The following is a 15351-nucleotide window of genomic DNA, read 5'->3' as shown; positions in this document are numbered from 1 at the left end:
GCACCGCTGGGTGTCAGGTTGCCCGCGTTATCGTTGACGACCATCGCGAGCATGCTCGCTCCTACAGGTTCAGGTTCAGGTCCGGATCAAGATTCAGATTCAGGTTCATTGCCTGGGCCGCACGTCTCGTGAATGCGCCCAACCATTCCCTCCAGCCGCCAGCCGTGTAGAATCGCGAACATTCATCGCCAGTCATCCCCGGCGGGTTTATGAGCTCAAGCTGAAGCGCGCGGCGATCCCGCAAAGTTATCGGCAACTTCCGGACACACGGCCATTTCCGAGTGTTCAAGACGTCAATAGAAGCTCACTTCCCTTTTGATACCTGATTAGCCGCCCGGAGTGCTTCATGCCTGATTACCGCTCGAAAACATCCACCCACGGCCGCAACATGGCCGGTGCCCGCGCACTGTGGCGCGCCACGGGGATGAAAGATGACGACTTCAAGAAGCCGATCATCGCCATTGCCAACTCCTTCACCCAGTTCGTACCGGGCCACGTGCACCTCAAGGACCTGGGCCAACTGGTCGCCCGCGAAATCGAACGCGCTGGCGGCGTGGCCAAGGAATTCAACACCATCGCTGTCGATGACGGCATCGCCATGGGCCACGACGGCATGCTCTATTCGCTGCCGAGCCGCGAGATCATCGCCGACTCCGTCGAGTACATGGTCAACGCCCACTGCGCCGACGCCATCGTTTGCATCTCCAACTGCGACAAGATCACCCCCGGCATGCTGATGGCCGCCCTGCGCCTGAATATCCCGGTGATCTTCGTCTCCGGCGGCCCGATGGAAGCCGGCAAGACCAAACTGGCCAGCCATGGTCTCGACCTGGTCGATGCCATGGTGATCGCCGCCGACTCCAGCGCTTCTGACGAGAAGGTCGCCGAGTACGAGCGCAGCGCGTGCCCAACCTGCGGTTCGTGCTCCGGCATGTTCACCGCCAACTCGATGAACTGCCTGACCGAAGCCCTGGGCCTGGCCCTGCCGGGCAACGGTTCGACCCTGGCCACCCACAGCGACCGCGAGCAGTTGTTCCTGCAGGCTGGCCGCACCATCGTCGAGCTGTGCAAGCGTTACTACGGCGAGAACGACGAGTCGGTGTTGCCACGCAACATCGCCAACTTCCAGGCGTTTGAAAACGCCATGATGCTCGACATCGCCATGGGCGGTTCGACCAACACCATCCTGCACCTGCTGGCCGCCGCCCAGGAAGCCGAGATCGATTTCGACCTGCGCGACATCGACCGCCTCTCCCGCAGCGTTCCGCAACTGTGCAAGGTCGCGCCGAACATCCAGAAGTACCACATGGAAGACGTGCACCGTGCCGGCGGGATTTTCAGCATCCTCGGTTCGCTGGCCCGTGGCGGCCTGCTGCACACTCAACTGCCGACCGTGCACAGCCGCAGCATGGAAGAAGCCATCGCCAAGTGGGACATCACCCAGACCAACGACGAAGCGGTGCACCACTTCTTCAAGGCCGGTCCTGCGGGCATCCCGACGCAAACCGCGTTCAGCCAGTCGACCCGCTGGGACACCCTCGACGACGACCGTGAGAACGGCTGCATCCGCAGTGTAGAGCACGCCTATTCGAAAGAAGGTGGCCTGGCCGTGCTGTACGGCAACATCGCCCTGGACGGCTGCGTGGTGAAAACCGCCGGCGTCGACGAGTCGATCCACGTGTTCGAAGGCAACGCGAAGATCTTCGAAAGCCAGGACAGCGCCGTACGCGGCATCCTCGCCGATGAAGTGAAGGAAGGCGATATCGTCATCATTCGCTACGAAGGCCCGAAAGGCGGCCCGGGCATGCAGGAAATGCTCTACCCGACGTCGTACCTGAAATCCAAAGGCCTGGGCAAAGCCTGCGCCCTGCTCACTGACGGCCGTTTCTCCGGCGGTACGTCCGGTCTGTCCATCGGCCACGCTTCGCCTGAAGCGGCTGCCGGCGGCGCGATCGGCCTGGTGCAGGACGGCGACAAGGTGCTGATCGACATTCCGAACCGCTCGATCAACCTGTTGGTCAGCGACGAAGAACTGGCTGCACGCCGGGTCGAGCAGGACAAGAAAGGCTGGAAACCGGTGGAAGTGCGCCCACGTAAAGTGACCACCGCACTGAAAGCCTACGCCCTGCTGGCCACCAGTGCCGACAAGGGTGCTGTGCGTAACAAGGCGATGCTCGACGGGCTGTAAGGCTTAACCGTCGAACATGAAAATGCCCCGCCAAGTGCGGGGCATTTTCATTTCTGCCGGTCACCGTTCACCTGTAGGAGCGAGCATGCTCGCGATGGTGGACCAGACACCGCGGGGTATCAGGTTGCCCGCGTTATCGTTGACGACCATCGCGAGCGTGCTCGCTCCTACAGGGGGCAGCGCTGCAGCTTTACTGGATCTCTTCCGGCTTGACGATCACCCAGTTCTTGTCGGCCGTCACCGTCAACCCTTCCTTGGCCTGGGCCGCTGCGTTCTTGGCCATCATGCCCTGGATCTGGGTCATGTACTTGTCCTTGCGGTTGACCCACAGGTGGATGCCGCCCTTGGCCACGTCAACACCGTGGAACAGCATGTAGCCGTCGCTGCTCGGGGTGTCGCCGCCAACCAGCACCGGTTTTTTCCACTCATCGATGTAGGTCAGGATTGCTGCGTGCTTACCGGCCATCCAGGTCGCCGGGGTCCACAGGTACGGGGTCAGTTCCAGGCCGAGGTTGGCCTTCTCGTCATACTTGCCCGCAGTGACCTGCTTGCGCGCGGTGGTCAGTTCGCCAGTCTTCGGGTCCTTGAGCAACAGCGACACGCCGATCACGTTCTGTGGTTTGACGTTGTAGCCGTACTTCGGATCGGACGCGACCATGCGCACCAGTTCTTCGGAGGCGGCGGTCATTACATAGACCTCGATGCCGTTCTCCATCAGTTTGTTGTACAGCTCTTGCTGGCCGGTGAAGATCTTCGGCGGGTTGACGTCGAGTTTCTTGACCACGTCACCTTCGTAGTAAGTCGCCGGTACCGGTTTGCCGGACGCCATCATTTCGTCGACGTAGCCCTTGAGTTCCTTGAGCGTAAAGCCGGAGAACACCTGGGCGACCCATGGGTAGCAGACCATGTCGTCGACTTCGCAGAGGCGGTAGTAGTAGCTGAACAGGCTTTCCTTGTGATCGGCGGTGTCCTTGAACGGCATCAGCTTCAGGGAGGGATCGAGCTTGTCGCGGGTGATCAGGCCTTTGTTCTCCATGAACGGCAGCAACGACTCTTCGAGGTCGTAGCGGTAACTGGTGTTGTCCATGTCGAACACCGCGTAGTTACCCTTGTTGGCGTTGGCCGCGATCATCGCGTCCAGCGCCTTGGCCTGATCCGCCGGCCAGTGTTTCAGATCCGTTGCGAGTACCTGCCCGGCGAGGCCCAGGCAAACGGCTAAAGCCAAAAACTTCGGTGCGAACTTCATTGGCATATCTCCCTGAATGAAAGATATCGACGCTAACAAATAAGTGTGACAGTCCTCGTCTGTCAGCGACCGCCCGCGTCCCTTTCGCGCCAGTTGCATTTCTGACAGCGACATCCGCTTATTCCAAAAACGACTTGAACCCTGCGTTTTTGATATTAATTCATTAGTTTTCAAGCTGTTAGGCTTGCCGGTTCGCAGCTGCCCCGGAAGGCAGTTGGCACATGTCCAATGGGAGTTCCAATGAATCTGCCGCTGATTCTCAATCTGCTGGTGTTCCTCGCCCTGCTTCTGGGCCTGGCACAAACCCGCCACACCACGTGGAGCCTGGCGAAAAAAGTCCTGCTCGCACTGGTGCTGGGCGTGGCGTTCGGCGTGGCCTTGCACACTGTCTACGGCGCCGGTAACCCGGTACTGAAAGCCTCGATCGGCTGGTTCGACCTGGTGGGCAACGGTTATGTGCAATTGCTGCAAATGATCGTGATCCCGCTGGTGTTCGCCTCGATCCTCAGCGCCGTGGCCCGCCTGCACAACGCTTCGTCGCTGGGCAAGATCAGCTTCCTGACCATCGGCACGCTGCTGTTCACCACGGCCATCGCGGCGCTGATCGGCATTGGCCTGACCAACCTGTTCGGCCTGACCGCCGAAGGCTTGGTGGCCGGCAGCCAGGAAATGGCACGCCTGCAAACCATCCAGACCGATTACGCCGGCAAGGTCGCCGACCTGAATGTGCCGCAGCTGCTGCTGTCGTTCATTCCGCAAAACCCGTTCGCCGATCTGGCGCGGGCCAAGCCGACGTCGATCATCAGCGTGGTGATTTTCGCAGCGTTCCTCGGTGTCGCGGCGCTGCAACTGCTCAAGGATGATGCCGAGAAAGGTCAGAAAGTGATCAACGCCATCGACACCCTGCAAGCCTGGGTGATGCGCCTGGTGCGCCTGGTGATGAAGCTGACCCCATACGGTGTGCTGGCGCTGATGACCAAAGTGGTCGCCGGCTCCAACCTGCAGGACATCATCAAGCTCGGCAGTTTTGTCGTGGTGTCTTACATTGGCCTTGGCTTGATGTTTGTCGTTCATGGCGTGCTGGTATCGGCTGCCGGGATCAATCCCCTGCGCTTCTTCCGCAAGATCTGGCCGGTGCTGACGTTTGCCTTCACCAGCCGCTCCAGTGCAGCGACGATTCCATTGAGCATCGAAGCGCAAACCAGTCGTCTGGGCATTCCGCAGTCCATCGCCAGTTTTGCCGCTTCGTTCGGTGCGACCATCGGCCAGAATGGCTGTGCCGGTCTGTACCCGGCGATGCTGGCGGTGATGGTGGCGCCGACCGTGGGCATCGATCCGCTGGACCCATTGTGGATCGCGACGCTGGTGGCGATTGTGACGCTGAGCTCGGCCGGTGTGGCCGGCGTGGGTGGCGGTGCGACGTTTGCCGCATTGATCGTGCTGCCGGCGATGGGTTTGCCGGTGTCATTGGTGGCACTGCTGATTTCGGTCGAGCCACTGATTGATATGGGGCGGACGGCGTTGAACGTCAGTGGCTCGATGACGGCCGGGGCGATTACCAGCCAGATGATGCAGCAGACGGATAAGGCGTTGCTGGAAGCGGATGAGCATTCGGCGTTGGCGCACGTCTGATAGACCGCTATCGCGAGCGTGCTCGCTCCTACACTGGGATCGACATCCCCCTGTAGGAGCGAGCACGCTCGCGATGCTTTTAAGCCTTTTCCCAGACTTCGAAGCTGTACGCCGGCTTGTCATCCAGAGCCGGGTTTTCCACATTGGAGACCAGCTTCCACTCCTTCGAGTCAAACTCCGGAAACCACGCATCCCCTTCCGGGCTCAGCGCCACGCGGGTCAGGTACAAGCGATCTGCCTGGGCCAGTCCTTGGGCATACAACTGCGCCCCGCCAATCAGCATCAGCTCATCGACGCCCTGTTCCTTCGCCCATTCCTCGGCGCGAACGACGGCGGCTTCCAGCGACGGGTAAACCTCGGCGCCTTCGAGCAGCAGATCCGCCTGACGGCTGACCACGATGTTCAAGCGGCCCGGCAGCGGACGGCCGAGGGAATCCCAGGTCTTGCGACCCATGATGATCGGCTTGCCGAGGGTGGTGGCCTTGAAATATTTGAAGTCCCCCGGCAGGTGCCAGGGCATGCTGTTGTCGACACCGATCACGCGGTTTTCACCGAGGGCCGCGATCAGGCTGAGGGGGAGTGATTTAGTCATGCCGGCGAGGATACCAGAGCCTCGCTTTCGCCGATAAGCGCCACAGCGGTTATGCTCACAGCTCAATGAAGCGACGGGATGCCGCGTGACTGAACTCAATACCCTCTGGCTGACAGAAACCATCCGCTTGCGCGAAGAACACGCAGGCCCCCTGGAAGACCTAGAGGCCAACCGACTGGCCCGCAGCGCCGGCGGCGATTTGCCGTCGCGCATTCAACGTCGGGCCCTGTGGCTGGCTGAACGCGATGGCCTGGCAACGGCCCTTAATCACTGGCTGCAAGGCGCACGCCTGGCGCTGTTCGTTATGGCGGTGCTGGCCGTGATCAGCGGCGCCGGCCTGGCCTTTGCCGCACTGGGCGACGGCCTGCACCCGGTTAACGTGTTCTGGGCCTTGGGCAGCCTGCTTGGGCTCAATCTGATCTTGCTGCTGAGCTGGGCCCTGGGGCTGGTGTTTGCCGGCGAACACGGCGCCAGTCTCGGACGCTTGTGGATATGGCTCAGTGAAAAACTCGCCCGGGACGCCAAAGCCGCACAACTGGCACCGGCCCTGCTTCTGTTGTTGCAACGGCAGAAACTCAATCGCTGGGCCATCGGTGTGCTGGTCAACAGCCTGTGGTGGCTGGCGATGCTCAGTGCCTTGGTGATTCTGCTGACACTGATGGCGACCCGACGCTACGGCTTCGTCTGGGAAACCACGATCCTCAGCGCCGACACCTTTATCGCCGTCACCCAGGCCCTTGGCACGCTACCGGCCCTGCTCGGCTTCAACGTGCCGACCGAGGAGATGATCCGCGCCAGCGGTGATGCCGCGCTGAACATCGAAAGCGCCCGACAGGCCTGGGCTGCATGGCTGGTGGGGGTGCTGCTGGTCTACGGCGTATTGCCGCGCCTGCTGCTCGCATTGTTTTGCCTGTGGCGCTGGAAGGCGGGGAAAACGACCCTGGGCCTGGACTTGAACCTGCCCGGTTACGCACAACTTCGCGAACGCTTGATGCCTACCAGCGAACGCCTCGGCGTCAGCGACGCGGCACCGGCGCAACTTCATCGGGTAGAAAGCGGCGTCAGTGAACAGCAAAGCGACGGCGCGCTGTTGGTCGCCATCGAACTGGACGATCAACGCCCCTGGCCACCGGCATTGCCGAAAAACGTGAGCAACGCCGGCATCCTCGACAGTCGCGAATCGCGACACAAACTGCTCGAACAACTGAGCCGCTTTCCCCCGGCACGCCTGGCTGTCGCCTGCGATCCACGGCGCTCGCCGGATCGCGGCAGCCTGGCCTTGATCGCCGAACTGGCCCGTAGCGCCAGCGCCACCCGCGTGTGGTTGTTGCAGGCACCGCCCGGTCAAGCGCTGGACGCCGAGCGCCTGGGCGACTGGCACGTGGCGCTGCAACAGCTTGAGTTGCCCTTTGCCGATTGCGCACCGATGAACTGGCTGGAGACGGGTCATGACTGACACTTGGATACGGCCTCTGAAACTCGCCGTGGTCGGTCACACCAATGTCGGCAAGACCTCTTTGCTGCGTACCCTGACTCGCGACGTCGGCTTCGGTGAGGTGTCCCATCGCCCCAGCACTACACGACATGTCGAGGGCGCACGGTTGTCGGTGGACGGTGAGCCGCTGCTCGACCTTTATGACACCCCCGGCCTGGAAGACGCCATTGCCCTGCTCGATTATCTCGAACGCCTGGAGCGCCCCGGCGAACGCCTCGACGGCCCGGCACGCCTGGCGCGCTTCCTCGACGGCAGCGAGGCCCGGCAACGCTTCGAACAGGAGGCCAAGGTGCTGCGCCAGTTGCTGGCCTCCGATGCCGGTCTCTATGTGATCGACGCCCGTGAGCCGGTGCTGGCCAAGTATCGCGACGAGCTGGAGGTGTTGGCCGGTTGCGGCAAGCCCTTGCTGCCGGTGCTGAATTTCGTCAGCAGCGCCAACCACCGCGAGCCGGCATGGCGTGAAGCGCTGGCGCGGCTGGGCCTGCATGCCCTGGTGCGTTTCGATAGCGTCGCGCCGCCAGAGGATGGCGAACGCCGACTCTATGAAAGTCTCGCCCTGCTTCTGGAAACCGCGCGGCCGCAACTGGAACGCCTGATCGCCGATCAGCAGGCCCAGCGCTTGGCTCGCCAACAAAGCGCTGAGCGATTGATTGCCGAATTGCTGATCGATTGCGCGGCCTGCCGGCGCAGTGTGGTCAGTGAAGCCGAACAGGAACAACAGGCGATCAGCGAATTGCGCAAAGCCGTGCGCCAGCGTGAACAGCGCTGTGTCGAATCCCTGCTCAAGCTCTACGCCTTCCGCCCACAGGACGCCGCGGCCAGCGATTTACCGCTGCTCGACGGCCGTTGGGGCGATGACCTGTTCAACCCGGAAACCCTCAAGCAACTGGGCGTTCGCGTCGGTGGCGGTATCGCTGCAGGCGCGGCTGCCGGGGCCGGGGTCGATTTGCTGGTGGGCGGGATTACCCTCGGCGCCGCCGCACTGGCCGGCGCCATCGCTGGCGGCGCCCTGCAAACCGCGCGCAGTTATGGCGGCCGCTTGCTGGGCAAGATCAAGGGCCAGCGCGAGCTGACGGTGGATGACAACGTGCTGCGCCTGTTGGCGCTGCGCCAGCGGCAATTGCTGCAAGCGCTGAACACCCGCGGGCATGCGGCGATGGACAGCATTCAGGTGGCCACGCCCCAGGACAAGAGCTGGCGCGAAGGCAAACTGCCCGAAGCGCTGAACAAGGCACGGGCGCATCCGCAGTGGTCATCGCTCAATCCGCATCCAAAGTTGAATCAGGCGGAGCGGCAGGAGCAGATAGAGGTGTTGGCCGCAGAGTTGTAGTGGCCTTCGCGACCTTTTCGCGAGCAGGCTCGCTCCCACATTAGGAATGCGGTCTCCTGTGGGAGCGAGCCTGCTCGCGAAGGCAGCGACTCGGTATCACAGGCTTTATGCAGCCAGCAACCGCACCGCCTTGTCCTTCAACACCGCCAGATCGATCACCGGCACGTGCATCTCTTTCGCCAGCTCATCCCACTGGCGCATGCGCAGGCTCACGGAACACAGTGGGTCCTGTTCGAACGCCTCAGCCTCTTCAGCCGTCATCACCCCGCCTTGATATTCCAGGGTGCGGCGACTGGCTTCACTCAAGCGCTCGTAGTACCCAGGCTCCTTGAGCGTCAGATAACGCTTGGCCTGAACGTGGTACTCGACCAAGCGCGCCATGCGTTCGCTGAACCCCGCACGGCGCAGGTAGTCGGCACCGAGCCGCTCATGGCTGACCACGCCGAAACCGCCCATGTTCTCCGAGCCCTCGGTGCAAATGTGCCCAATGTCGTGAAAGAACGCCGCGAGCACCACTTCATCGTCGAAGCCTTCGGCCATGGCCAATTGCGCCGCCTGGGACATGTGCTCGATCTGTGACACCGGCTCGCCGATATAGTCGCTATCGCCAAAGCGCTCGTACAAGCCGAACACCTCGGCAATCACTTGCTCTTCACGCAGCATCAGATTTCCTCCAATACAGTGGCAATATTGCGTTCCGCCATCGCCGGCCCGACGCTCATGCCGACACCGGTGTGCATCAACGCTACGCCCAGGCCTTCTGCCGGACGCAGGAACGAGAACGGTCCCGGCCCCCGAGAACCATAGACACCCTGCCAGCGTTCGACCACTTGCACCTGGCAGCCCAGGGTCTGCTCGGCCAGTTCGATCATCCAGTCGTCGACCTGCTCGGCATTGAAGGGCGACGGATCTCTGCCGTAATGGTGCGAATCGCCAATGATCAACTCGCCGTAAGGCGTCGGGCTGATCAACAGGTGGATACCATTTTCATGCAGGTGTGGCGCATGCCGCAAAATCTCGGCCTGCACCGCTGCTGCTTCCGGCAAGTCAGCGAAGGCACCGTAGTGCACGCAACTCAATCCGGTGAGCAATGCATGTTGCAGGTTCAGATTGACCTGCGGTCGGGCGCGAAGCATTTGAAGACGGCAGATTTGCGGGTCGAGTTCGGCGATCTGCTCGGCCAGCAAGGTCTGATAATCATGGCCGGAACAGACGATGATCTGCTCGGCACTGAAACTGCCGGCGGTGCTGTAAAGGCGGCCCGGCTCGATATCGCGAACCAGGGTGGAGAAGTGAAACTTGACGCCCAGGTCGCGGCGCAGGAAGTCGATCAGCGCCGGAATCGCTTCGCGCGAATACAGTTGCTGGTCGTCCATGCCATGCAGCGCCGCGCGGTGGTGGCGGAACTGACCGCCGTACAAATCGCGTAACGCGGCGCCGCGCAGCAGGTCGACACGGTAGCCGTGTTCAACCGCACGACCCTCGCAGAAGGCTTCCAGCAACTGTTCTTCGGCCTCGGTGCGGGCGAACAGGTACGAGCCGTTGCGCTTGAGTTGCAGGCCGGCGAGCTGCGCCCAATCGCCCCAGATTCCGCGACTGGCCTGGGCCAGTTCCAACATCGGTCCCGGCGGCTGACCGGTGACCAGTGCCTGGCCGAAGTTGCGCACCGAAGCGCCGACAGGCGTTTCGCTGCGCTCGAAAACCGTGACCTTGAGACCGCGTTTGGCGGCGGCATAGGCGTGGGACAAACCCAGGATGCCGGCGCCGACGATCAGCATGTCGTTGTGTTGTGTCATGGGGTCTTGTCCTGAATTTGAAACCGCTTTCGCGAGCAAGCCCGCTCCCACATTGGAATGCGTACTCCTGTGGGAGCGGGCTTGCTCGCGAAGAGGCCCTTTCAGCCGATAAAAATCTTACTTGGCTACTACTTTCTCGGACTTGCCGTCATAGCGCTTGCGCCATTCGGTCAGGATCTCGTCGCGATTCTTCGAGGCCCAGGCGAAGTCGTTCTTGATCAGGCGCTGCTCGTAGTCTGCCGGCAATTCGGTCTGTGGCTTGGCGATGCCAGGCTGGGCGAGTACGGCGAAGTTTTCTTTGTAGAGTTCCATCGCCTCGGGGCTGGCGGAGAAGTCAGCCAGTTTCTTCGCCGCGTCCTCGTGGGCAGTGCCCTTGATCACGGCAGTCGCTTCGATCTCCCAGCCCAGGCCTTCCTTCGGCAGGATGATGTCCAGCGGCGCGCCCTGGCGCTTCAGCTGAACGGCCGGGTACTCGAAGGAAATGCCGATCGGGAATTCGCCGGCCGCCGCCAGCTTGCAAGGCTTGGAACCGGAGTGAACGTACTGGCCGATGTTCTGGTGCAGGCCGTCCATGTACGCCCAGCCCTGCTTCTCGCCGAAGGTTTGCAACCAGGCGCTGACGTCGAGGAAGCCGGTGCCGGACGAGGCCGGGTTCGGCATGACGATCTTGCCTTTGTACTCAGGCTTGGTCAGGTCCTGCCAGCTCACGGGTTTGGTCAGGCCCTGCTTCTCGGCTTCGACGGTGTTGAAGCAAATGGTCGCGGCCCAGACGTCCATGCCGACCCAGGCTGGCGGGTTGGCGGCGTCGCGGTAGTTGCCGCCGATCTTGCCCAGGTCCTTCGGTGCGTAGCTTTGCAGCATGCCTTGCTGATCGAGGATCGCCAGGCTGGAAGCCGCCAGGCCCCACACGGCGTCGGCCTGCGGGCGTTCTTTTTCAGCCAGCAGTTTGGCGGTGATGATGCCGGTGGAATCGCGCACCCACTTGATTTCGACGTCCGGGTTGGCCTTCTCGAAAGCCTCTTTGTAGGTCTTCAGTTGTTCGGCTTCGAGGGCGGTGTACACCGTCAACTCGGTTTTCGCCGCAAAGGCGTTCAGGCTGAAAGCGGTGAGGACAGCAGCGGCCAGGGCCATAGGCTTGAACATGATCTTTTCCTGTTTTTTGAGTTGAGGGGTTGTGCAGATTCAGTGACCGGGCGTGGTCTGCCGCCAGGCCTGGGAGCGGCGCAGCAAACCGCGCGAGGCCCAGGCCAGCAGCAGGGACACACCCGCCGAGGTGAACAGAATCAGGGTCGACATTGCCGCCGCGCCGCCGACGTTGCCGGCGTCGTCCATATTCAGCACCGCCACCGCCGCGAGGATGGTGTCGGGGCTGTAGAGGAAAATCGCCGCCGAGACAGTGGTCATCGCCGAGACGAACAGGTAGCGCACGATGTCCAGCAAGGCCGGCAGGCAGATCGGCACGGTGACGCGCAGGTAGTGGCGGTACAGCGGCGCCTTGAGCGACAGCGCGGCGGCTTCGAACTCGGCGTCGAGTTGACGCAGCGCAGTGGTGGCGGTCATTTGCGCGGTGGTCAAATAGTGCGCAATGGTGCAGACGATCAGCAGGGTCATGGTGCCGTAGAGCACGTGCAGCGGGTTGCCGGTGAGGTTGAAGAAGAAGACGTAACCCAACCCCAACACCAGACCCGGCACCGCCATCGGGACGAAACTGAGCATGCGCAAGGTCAGGTTCAAGCCGCGCTGGCCTTTGGTTTTTTCCATCAGGTAGGCGCCGGTGAAGATCAGCAGGCTGCCGATCAATGCCGTGCCCAAGGCCATCTTCAGGCTGTTGCCGTAGGCCAGCCAGCCACCGCCAGCGGTTTCGTTGAACTGATAATGGTTGAGCGACAACGACAGGTTGTACGGCCAGAACTTCACCAGGGACGAGAACACCGCCATGCCGAACACCAGCAGCAACGCCGCGCTGATCAGCAGCACGATGGCCAGGTAGCAACCATCGCGCAGTTTCGATGGCGCGGGTTTGAACACCTGGGCGCGGCCGCTCATGGCGTCACCATGACGTCGACGCAACCAGGCATCGACACCGAAGCTGAACAGCGCGGGCAGCAGCAACACCATGCCGATCAACGCCCCGCGACCGAATTGCTGCTGACCCACCACCGCCTTGTAGGCTTCAAGCGCCAACACCTGATAGTCGCCACCGACCACCACGGGCACACCAAAATCGGTGATGGTCAGGGTGAACACCAGGCAGAAGGCAGCGAATACCGCCTGACGGGTCGCCGGCCAGGTGATGCTGCGAAAGGCTTTCGCCGGACTGGCGCCCATGCTGGAGGCGGCATCGAACAGTCGCGCATCGGCCAGGGACAAGGCTGACAGCAGAATCATCAGGGCGTGCGGGAAGGTGTAGATGACCTCGCCGAGCACAATGCCCCAGAAGCCGTAGATGTTGTCCGAGAGCAGGCCGCGCAACATGCCCTGGTTACCGAACAGGTAGACCAGTGCGATGCCGGGCAACATCGATGGCGCCATCAATGGCAGCAACGAGATGCCACGCCAGATGCCTTTGCCCGCAATCATGGTGCGTTGCAGCGCGTAGGCAAACAGGTAGGCCAGCGGTACGACAATGGCCGCAACGCTGAGGGAAACCTTCAAGCTGTTACCCAGCAACCAGTGAAAGTTTTCGCTGGTCACCAATTCCTTCGCTGCGAGCCAGCCCCCGCCCTGCCCGGCCTCGGCGCTGAAACCACGCCAGAAAATCGCCAGCAACGGCATCAACACGGCGACGCCGAGCAACACCAGCAGCAGGACCTTGCCACCGACCACGAACAACCGGTCACCGATCTCGGCACGGGCTATCTGCCGAACCTGCTTATGCGGCAGCGGCAACGCGATGTTCGCGCTCATCAGGCAAACACCTGCAGGCTGCGCGGCGGCAAGGCGACCATGATCTGCTGGGCGCCAAGGCGCGGCATGGCTTCCGGTGCCAGTTCCGCCAACAGTGCATGGCCCGGCAAATGATCGAGTTCGAAGCTCATGCGGCAGCGGTTGCCGAGGAAGGTGATTTCACGAACCTTCGCCGGGAACAGGTTTTCCTCATGCACCAGCGGGTTGACGTTGATCGCCTCCGGACGACAGAACAAACGGCCCGAGGCGGTCTTGGCGCCGCCATCGGCCAGACGCAGGTTCATCCCGCCGACCTGGGCGTGGCTGTCACTGCTGCGCTGGAACGGCAACCAGTTGCCCTGGCCGACGAACTCCGCCACGAACGGCGTGGCCGGACGGTTGTAGATGTCCTGGGGCGTGGCGTATTGCTCGACCTTGCCGTTGTTCATCACGGCGATGCGGTCGGCCATCAGCATGGCTTCGTCCTGATTGTGGGTAACCATCAGGGTGGTGATGCCGAGGCTGCGTTGCAGTTGACGCAGTTCGGTGCACAGATGCTCGCGCACCCGGGCATCCAGGGCCGACATCGGCTCGTCGAGCAGCAATAGCGAAGGCGCCGGGGCCAGGGCGCGGGCCAGGGCGACACGTTGCTGCTGGCCGCCGGACAACTGGCCCGGGTATTTTTTCTCGCTGCCGCTCAAGCCGACCAGTTCCAGCATCTGACCGACTCGTTGGCGAACCTGATCACGCCCATTGCCGGCGAGACCGTAGGCAATGTTCGCTTCGACGGTGAGATTGGGAAACAACGCGTAGGACTGGAACAGAATGCCGTAGTCCCGCGCCTGGGGTGCCAGGTGGGAAACATTGCGGTCGCCCAGGTACAACTCGCCGCTGTCCTGCTGCTCCAGACCGGCGATGCAGCGCAGCAAGGTGGTTTTGCCACAGCCAGAAGGGCCCAGCAGACACACCAGTTCACCGGCCGCGACATCGAGGGAAACGTTATCCAGCGCCGTGAAGGCGCCAAAACGTTTCTGGACGCCGCGCACCTTCATCGGTGTGCCGGGGTTGGTCAGGGCAGTTGTGATCGAGTTGTTCATGGACGGACCTCATCGAGCAGATGGGGCCATCCTAGAGCTGTAATGAGTCCGTCATGTGGCAGTAAGGCAAAAACCGCCGATAGTGGTATTCGGGATTTTTGGGTATTCCTGTGCTGGCTGGTCTACCGCCATCGCGAGCATGCTCGCTCCTACAGGGGGAATGCGATCAACCGTAGGAGCGAGCACGCTCGCGATGAGGCCGGGACAGACAAAGAAGATCTCAGACCGGCGCCATTTCCTGCGCCAACCCGAGAAACGCCGCCGGCAGCCGCGCGTTTTTACGCTCCTTGAGGCAGTACAGGTATTCGGGAATCTGCGGCGCATTCTCGATGGTCAGCACCCGCAATTGCGGATCGTGGGGCACTTCCTGGCGGGCAATGATGCTGATGCCGATGTTGCGCAGCACCGCTTCGCGGATCGATTCGCGGCTGCCGATCTCCAGCAGCGGCCCGAAACCCACTCCAGCGCTGGCCAGCAACTCTTCGGTCAAGCGTCGGGTCGTCGAACCCGGTTCGCGCATCAACAGGGTATGTCCGGCCAAGGCGCCGAGCGGCACGTGATCATGAACCGCCAACGGATGATTGCGATGCACCGCCAGCACCAGCGGATCGCTGCCGAGTACCCGGCGAATCAGCCGTGAGTCATCGAGCAGTTGTGACGATGCGGCGACATCTACCCGGTAATCTTCCAGCGCTTCGAGCACTTGCTGGGAGTTGCCGATTTCCATCGAGACCTCAACCTGCGGCAGGCGCTCGCGGAAGGTTTTCACCAGGTCGAGAATGTAATACGGCGCCGTGGCGGCAATACGCAATGTGCCCTGGACCTGGCCGCAGTTGCGCAGGAAAAACTCGATATCGGCTTCCTGCTGCATCAGCACCTTGACCATCGGCAGCAGGCGCGCGCCCTCCTCGCTGACGCTCAGACGCCGGCCGCCACGGTAGAACAGTTCGACCGAATACTGACTTTCGAGGTTGCGGATCTGCGTCGTCACCGTCGGCTGGCTCAGGCCGAGCTTTTTGGCAGCCTGGGTAATACTGCCCAGGCGGGCCACCATGTAAAACGCCTTCAGCTCGGCACTCAGCACAACCG

Annotated in this window: 12 protein-coding genes; 4 read left to right on the top strand and 8 right to left on the bottom strand. The window is 62.1% G+C overall.

Features of this window, described 5'->3' with window-relative positions:
• The first annotated feature begins 346 nt into the window (after nt 1-346).
• On the top strand, nt 347-2188 hold the full coding sequence (gene ilvD, locus CAG47_RS05085) for a dihydroxy-acid dehydratase (RefSeq protein ID WP_085723837.1): 1842 nt from the start codon (nt 347-349) through the stop codon (nt 2186-2188).
• Nucleotides 2189-2378: 190 nt separating this feature from the next.
• Here ilvD and CAG47_RS05080 read toward each other — a convergent pair whose 3' ends face one another.
• Nucleotides 2379-3434 (bottom strand): phosphorylcholine phosphatase, encoded by a 1056-nt coding sequence (locus CAG47_RS05080; RefSeq protein ID WP_085723836.1) that lies wholly within the window; start codon nt 3432-3434, stop codon nt 2379-2381.
• Between the two features lie 240 nt (nt 3435-3674).
• On the opposite strand from CAG47_RS05080, the gene CAG47_RS05075 reads away from it, so the two are divergent.
• Nucleotides 3675-5066 (top strand): L-cystine transporter, encoded by a 1392-nt coding sequence (locus CAG47_RS05075; protein WP_085723835.1) that lies wholly within the window; start codon nt 3675-3677, stop codon nt 5064-5066.
• A 79-nt stretch (nt 5067-5145) separates the two neighbouring features.
• Here CAG47_RS05075 and CAG47_RS05070 read toward each other — a convergent pair whose 3' ends face one another.
• Complete coding sequence (locus tag CAG47_RS05070; protein WP_085723834.1) at nt 5146-5658, bottom strand: dihydrofolate reductase; 513 nt, start codon at nt 5656-5658, stop codon at nt 5146-5148.
• An 85-nt stretch (nt 5659-5743) separates the two neighbouring features.
• On the opposite strand from CAG47_RS05070, the gene CAG47_RS05065 reads away from it, so the two are divergent.
• Together CAG47_RS05065 and CAG47_RS05060 are read left to right on the top strand one after the other, a co-directional pair.
• Nucleotides 5744-7114 (top strand): DUF2868 domain-containing protein, encoded by a 1371-nt coding sequence (locus CAG47_RS05065; RefSeq protein WP_085723833.1) that lies wholly within the window; start codon nt 5744-5746, stop codon nt 7112-7114.
• Entirely contained in the window at nt 7107-8483 is a 1377-nt protein-coding gene (locus tag CAG47_RS05060) for a GTPase/DUF3482 domain-containing protein (RefSeq protein ID WP_085723832.1), read from the top strand. The genes CAG47_RS05065 and CAG47_RS05060 overlap by 8 nt, the downstream gene beginning before the upstream one ends.
• A gap of 105 nt (nt 8484-8588) precedes the next feature.
• Here CAG47_RS05060 and CAG47_RS05055 read toward each other — a convergent pair whose 3' ends face one another.
• The 6 genes from CAG47_RS05055 to CAG47_RS05030 all read right to left on the bottom strand — a co-directional run bounded on the left by CAG47_RS05055 (nt 8589) and on the right by CAG47_RS05030 (nt 15346).
• The gene (locus CAG47_RS05055) at nt 8589-9146 is read right to left on the bottom strand and encodes a phosphonate degradation HD-domain oxygenase (protein ID WP_085723831.1); all 558 of its coding nucleotides are present in this window, start codon (nt 9144-9146) and stop codon (nt 8589-8591) included.
• The gene (locus CAG47_RS05050; RefSeq protein WP_085723830.1) at nt 9146-10279 is read right to left on the bottom strand and encodes a TIGR03364 family FAD-dependent oxidoreductase; all 1134 of its coding nucleotides are present in this window, start codon (nt 10277-10279) and stop codon (nt 9146-9148) included. Before CAG47_RS05050 ends, CAG47_RS05055 begins: the two co-directional genes overlap by 1 nt.
• A gap of 117 nt (nt 10280-10396) precedes the next feature.
• Nucleotides 10397-11422 (bottom strand): putative 2-aminoethylphosphonate ABC transporter substrate-binding protein, encoded by a 1026-nt coding sequence (locus CAG47_RS05045; RefSeq protein ID WP_085723829.1) that lies wholly within the window; start codon nt 11420-11422, stop codon nt 10397-10399.
• A gap of 39 nt (nt 11423-11461) precedes the next feature.
• Entirely contained in the window at nt 11462-13186 is a 1725-nt protein-coding gene (locus tag CAG47_RS05040; RefSeq protein ID WP_085723828.1) for a putative 2-aminoethylphosphonate ABC transporter permease subunit, read from the bottom strand.
• Entirely contained in the window at nt 13186-14262 is a 1077-nt protein-coding gene (locus CAG47_RS05035; RefSeq protein WP_085723827.1) for a putative 2-aminoethylphosphonate ABC transporter ATP-binding protein, read from the bottom strand. Before CAG47_RS05035 ends, CAG47_RS05040 begins: the two co-directional genes overlap by 1 nt.
• Before the next feature lie 220 nt (nt 14263-14482).
• On the bottom strand, nt 14483-15346 hold the full coding sequence (locus tag CAG47_RS05030; protein ID WP_085723826.1) for a LysR family transcriptional regulator: 864 nt from the start codon (nt 15344-15346) through the stop codon (nt 14483-14485).
• Nucleotides 15347-15351: the final 5 nt, after the last annotated feature.

Origin of the sequence: Pseudomonas sp. R37(2017), from assembly GCF_002113375.1 — a bacterium.
GTDB lineage: Bacteria > Pseudomonadota > Gammaproteobacteria > Pseudomonadales > Pseudomonadaceae > Aquipseudomonas.
The sequence above is the reverse complement of the archived record's forward strand: the minus strand, read 5'-3'. Positions and strand labels throughout refer to the sequence as shown.

Excerpts from the sequence above, each read along its gene's own strand:
- CAG47_RS05070 (WP_085723834.1), bottom strand. The coding sequence starts at position 5,658 with ATGACTAAATCACTCCCCCTCAGCCTGATCGCGGCCCTCGGTGAAAAC.
- CAG47_RS05040 (WP_085723828.1), bottom strand. The coding sequence starts at position 13,186 with ATGAGCGCGAACATCGCGTTGCCGCTGCCGCATAAGCAGGTTCGGCAG.
- CAG47_RS05050 (WP_085723830.1), bottom strand. The coding sequence starts at position 10,279 with ATGACACAACACAACGACATGCTGATCGTCGGCGCCGGCATCCTGGGT.
- CAG47_RS05055 (WP_085723831.1), bottom strand. The coding sequence starts at position 9,146 with ATGCTGCGTGAAGAGCAAGTGATTGCCGAGGTGTTCGGCTTGTACGAG.
- CAG47_RS05045 (WP_085723829.1), bottom strand. The coding sequence starts at position 11,422 with ATGTTCAAGCCTATGGCCCTGGCCGCTGCTGTCCTCACCGCTTTCAGC.
- CAG47_RS05060 (WP_085723832.1), top strand. The coding sequence starts at position 7,107 with ATGACTGACACTTGGATACGGCCTCTGAAACTCGCCGTGGTCGGTCAC.
- CAG47_RS05080 (WP_085723836.1), bottom strand. The coding sequence starts at position 3,434 with ATGAAGTTCGCACCGAAGTTTTTGGCTTTAGCCGTTTGCCTGGGCCTC.
- CAG47_RS05035 (WP_085723827.1), bottom strand. The coding sequence starts at position 14,262 with ATGAACAACTCGATCACAACTGCCCTGACCAACCCCGGCACACCGATG.
- CAG47_RS05075 (WP_085723835.1), top strand. The coding sequence starts at position 3,675 with ATGAATCTGCCGCTGATTCTCAATCTGCTGGTGTTCCTCGCCCTGCTT.
- ilvD (WP_085723837.1), top strand. The coding sequence starts at position 347 with ATGCCTGATTACCGCTCGAAAACATCCACCCACGGCCGCAACATGGCC.